The 4,750-nt window shown below is 37.4% G+C and carries 4 protein-coding genes; 3 read left to right on the plus strand and 1 reads right to left on the minus strand.

Annotated features, from left to right (window positions below):
* Window positions 1-82 precede the first annotated feature (82 nt).
* Both AC1DRF_RS17065 and AC1DRF_RS17070 read left to right on the plus strand, forming a co-directional pair.
* The gene (locus AC1DRF_RS17065) at window positions 83-409 is read left to right on the plus strand and encodes a Na-translocating system protein MpsC family protein (protein ID WP_043981928.1); all 327 of its coding nucleotides are present in this window, start codon (window positions 83-85) and stop codon (window positions 407-409) included.
* Between the two features lie 200 nt (window positions 410-609).
* Entirely contained in the window at window positions 610-1,986 is a 1,377-nt protein-coding gene (locus AC1DRF_RS17070; RefSeq protein WP_427076300.1) for an NCS2 family permease, read from the plus strand.
* A gap of 79 nt (window positions 1,987-2,065) precedes the next feature.
* On the opposite strand, the gene AC1DRF_RS17075 is transcribed toward AC1DRF_RS17070, so the two are convergent.
* Window positions 2,066-3,400 (minus strand): ArsB/NhaD family transporter, encoded by a 1,335-nt coding sequence (locus AC1DRF_RS17075; protein WP_477741224.1) that lies wholly within the window; start codon window positions 3,398-3,400, stop codon window positions 2,066-2,068.
* Between the two features lie 474 nt (window positions 3,401-3,874).
* Between AC1DRF_RS17075 and AC1DRF_RS17080 the strand changes: the two genes are divergently transcribed.
* Window positions 3,875-4,750, plus strand: an 876-nt coding sequence (locus AC1DRF_RS17080) for a thiamine pyrophosphate-dependent dehydrogenase E1 component subunit alpha (RefSeq protein WP_477741223.1), incomplete at its 3' end; no start/stop codon positions are given.

A 4,750-nucleotide genomic window follows, 5' to 3' on the forward strand; every position in this document is an offset into this window, starting at 1 on the left:
GTCGGCAGCTGGTCAAAGGACAATAATCAAGTGAAAACAATATAGCAAAAACATATTTTTAACAATGAAAAAGGTGAAGCATATGGAGCCGATCTCTAAAAAGAAGATAGCTACTTTGTATACTCAAATTAGCCAAGAAATTTTTCATGTAGGCGTGAATACTCAAAAAATAGATATTATTGATAATAAAATTCTTATACTAGCTCAATCAAAAAGAATGCCGGCACTAGAAGCACTTAGTGAAGAATATAGAGAATTAGTGATGTCTCTTGATGCCGCTTTGTCGACTAAATATAAAAAAATGCTAAAGCAAAAAGTGGAGCTTTTATTTGATATCCAGGTCACTTCTTTATTTAGAGACTATGATCCTGTCACAGAGAATTCTTGTACGGTTATTTGCTTTAAATAACTTCGCTATATAAATTGCAAAACGTTCGATGAAATCGTTTGTTGTGCAAAATACGTAAAAAACGGATGCTTATCTTCTGTTTACAGAAGATAAGAGCCGTGAAAAAGAGAGGGGAATGGTTAAAAACACACTGTTTTATAGAGGAGCTGTAAAAGCTAGTTAAAAGAAGATGAATCGAAAATTAAAGGAGTGAAAAGCAAGTGGCGATAAATGAAAAAGTTGAAACTCAGCATATGGAACTAATAAAAAAATCAGCACCTAACCCTTCATGGTTGGATAAGCTGTTTCATTTAACCGAACGCAAAACAGATGTAAAAACAGAAATTCTTGCTGGAATTACTACTTTTGTGACGATGAGCTATATTATCTTTGTTAATCCGACGATTTTAGCAGATGCAGGCATTCCAAAAGAAGCGGCAATTGCAGCGACGATTTTTGCCACTGTCTTTGCTACTCTTTTGTTTGCATTATGGGCGAACATGCCTATTGCAGTAGCACCAGGAATGGGGCTGAACGCTTTTTTTACGTATACAGTGGTATTGGGTGAAGGGCTAACGTGGCAAACAGGTTTAGGAGCCGTATTTATTTCAGGGGTTGTATTTTTTATTTTAACGATAACAGGCTTACGCAAGAAGATTATTGAAGGGATACCCGCTATTTTAAAAAGTGCTATTTCTGTTGGAATCGGTCTATTTATTGCTTTTATCGGTTTTAAGCAAGCAGGCATTATTGTAAGCAACAAAGAAAATTTAGTAGCTCTTGGTCAGCTTACAAAACTGGGCCCATTCCTTGCTTTATTAGGTTTTATCGCGGTAACTGTATTAACTGCTCGAAAAATTAAAGGAGCTGCACTGATTAGCATTTTGCTGGTATCAATTGCCGGGATGGTGCTGGGCATAGTAGAAGCACCTAAAAGCATCAGCAGCGTGGTGTCATTTTCAATGCCGAGCATGTCAGAAACTTTTTTACAAATGGATATTAAATCCGCTCTTCATTACGGTCTTTTTTCTATTATTTTTTCATTTACACTTGTGGAGCTGTTTGATAATTTAGGATCGATGATTGGATTATCTAAAAAAGCTGGATTAATGGATGAAAAAGGTGAAATTAAAGGGTTAGATAAAGCGCTTATGGCAGATTCTCTTGCGACAGTAGCCAGTGCTGCTATGGGATCTACCGCAATGAACGCGTATGTAGAAAATGCTGCGGGAATTGCAGAAGGAGGCAAGACGGGCCTTAAAGCACTGGTCGTTGCCATGTTGTTTTTAGTGAGTCTTTTATTTACGCCATTAATTAGCATTATTCCTGCTTTTGCTACAGCTCCTATTTTAATTATGGTTGGAGCTCTCATGTTAACGGAAATCAAAAACATCCCTTTAGACGAGATAACAGATGCTGTGCCTGCTTTTTGTACCATTATTTTGATGCCGTTAACGTTTAGTATCGGAGAAGGCTTAGCGCTAGGGTTTTTATCTTATACATTCGTTAAATTGTTAGCCGGTAAGGCAAAGGAAATTCACTGGATTATGTATATCATTAGTGCCGCTTTTATTATCAACTTCGTCTGGGCTGCTTGAGGCACGTATTTACAGTAAAAAAGACTTCTCAGCTGAGAAGTCTTTTTTACTGTTCGCGTAGATTTTAATTTTTCTTCCCTTACATAAATAAAAGATAGCGAAGGAAGATATATAACGTTGAAATTAAAAGAGATACGAGCATGATTGGAGCTCCAATTTTCAAAAAATCCATGAACGAAAATTTATGTCCTTTTTTTACAGCCATGCCAGCTACAATTACATTAGCAGACGCTCCAATTAACGTACCGTTTCCGCMCAAACATGCTCCTAGTGCCAGTGACCACCATAGTACATTGATTTGAGCAGAATCAGGACTCATTCCCATTCCATGAGCCATATCTTGAATAAGTGGAATCATTGTAGCAACAAAAGGAATGTTGTCAATAACAGCTGAAGCAATTCCACTAATCCACAAAATGAGATAAGCTGACAGTGCGATGTTGCCGTCTGTAACGTTTAAAGCGCCAGCAGCCAGTTTTTTGATGATGCCTACATCGATTAAGCCTCCGACAAGAACAAACAAACCTGCAAAGAAAATAATGGTTGTCCATTCAACAGAATCAAACGCGCTTTCTACTTCATCATGAGTTCTTAATCCAATTACCAATAGTACAGCAGCACCTGTAATGGCTACCATAGCCGCATCAATATGCAAAACGGAATGCAGGGTAAAACCTAGAATCGTTAAGACGAGTACAGTTAACGATTTTTTCATTAAAACGGAATCTTGAATATAATCTTTTTCATTTAAACTCATCAGCTCTTGCTTTTTGCTATCTTCTACTTTTAATTTTTTGCGATAGATAAGAACAAGAATCCCCAGCGTAACAACACCGATAATTAGCACTGCAGGAGCTAAGTTTAATAAAAAAGCGTTAAAATCAAGATGAGGATTTGCTGCTCCAATCATGATATTAGGTGGGTCGCCTATTAAAGTAGCCGTTCCCCCAATATTTGAAAACAGCACTTCTGATATAAGAAACGGAAAAGGATTAATATTTAAAATAGTAGTAATTGAAAAAGTAACGGGAACAATTAATAAAACCGTCGTTACATTATCTAAAAAAGCAGATCCGACGCCTGTTAAAATTGATAAAATAACTAGAATTCGAACTGGATCACCTTTAGCGATTTTAGCAGACTTGATGGCTGCGTATTGAAACACGCCCGTTTTATTTGTAATGCCGACTAGAATCATCATACCCATAAGAAGGACAATCGTTTCCCACTGAATGTGTTCGGTAATAGCATTATTAAAATCAACAATGCCTAACAAAATCATTAATATAGCACCTAAAAGAGCTGCTGAAGCGCGATTGATCTTTTCAGTCATAATTAAAAAATATGTAATGATAAATATAATAATGGCTGCGTATACATGAAAATTTGTAATGTGTTGAATTGCATTGTGCATAACAGTAACCTGGCGATATGTCATCTAGACATCACGAAGTGTAGATGACAAAAACTTTGGATGTTTTCCAGGTTTTCACCTCATCTTTCATTGTTTAATTTACATCCAACTTTACGGTAAAACTTCTATAAAGCCCGTTTTTCTTTAACCGACCTCCTTTAAAAGCCTTGGTGTTCCTCAAAATTAAGACGATTCCTTCAGCATTATATCATATTTACATAAAAGCTTTCTCGCTAATTATTCAATGTGATTTTCAACCCACACACTTATTATGCACCTTAAATTCAGTTTACATAATTGATTCCTCTAAGATTGGACAAAGTTAGACAAAGTTGGAACAGTGTCCAATTTTGTCTAACTTTATGAGGCCAAATACAATAATAGATTGCTAGTATAAAGGGATTTTACTATTGGCACGGTACTTGCAATAGTAGTTAAGTGAAGTTTGATAATCAAATGAGGAGGCTTACCATAATGAAAACTGCTCAAAACAAAACAGAAAAGCTTACGAAAGAAAAAGCCAGCTGGATGTATCAGAAAATGGTAGAAATTCGAAAGTTTGAAGATGAAGTACATCAAATTTTCGCAAAAGGTGTACTGCCTGGTTTTGTTCATCTGTATGCAGGTGAAGAAGCGGTAGCGGTTGGAATGTGCGCTCATCTTAATGACAGTGACAGTATTACAAGCACTCATCGCGGACACGGCCATTGTATTGCTAAAGGCGGCGATTTAGATGGAATGATGGCTGAGCTTTTTGGAAAGGTAACCGGGTTAGGCAAAGGAAAAGGCGGATCCATGCATATCGCGGATTTAGATAAAGGAATTTTAGGGGCAAATGGAATTGTAGGAGGAGGCTTTCCGCTTGCATGCGGTTCTGCTTTAACTGCTAAGTATAAAAAGACAAAAGATGTAAGCGTTTGCTTTTTTGGAGACGGAGCGGGCAATGAAGGGACGTTTCATGAAGGAATTAACTTAGCAGCCATTTGGAAACTGCCGGTTGTTTTTGTTGCTGAAAATAATGGCTACGGAGAGGCAACTCCATTTTCTTATGCTTCGAGCTGCAGCGCGATTGCAGACCGTGCCGCATCTTATAACATTCCAGGGGCACGAGTGGATGGAAAAGACGTGATAGCAGTTTATGAAGCAGCTGCAGAAGCTATTCAACGAGCCCGCAGAGGGGAAGGGCCAACGTTAATTGAATGTGTAACGTATCGAAATTACGGACATTTTGAAGGCGACGCACAAACGTATAAATCAGGAAATGAAAAGAAAGAACATCTCCAGGAAAAAGATGCTATCGCTCTTTTTGAAAATTACTTGCTTTCAGAACAAGTAATAACAGAACAAGAG

Source organism: Priestia sp. P5_B4 (assembly GCF_056400385.1).

What these genes read in the sequence shown, in the direction of transcription:
- AC1DRF_RS17065 (WP_043981928.1), top strand. Translation starts at nt 83, where the DNA reads ATGGAGCCGATCTCTAAAAAGAAGATAGCTACTTTGTATACTCAAATT.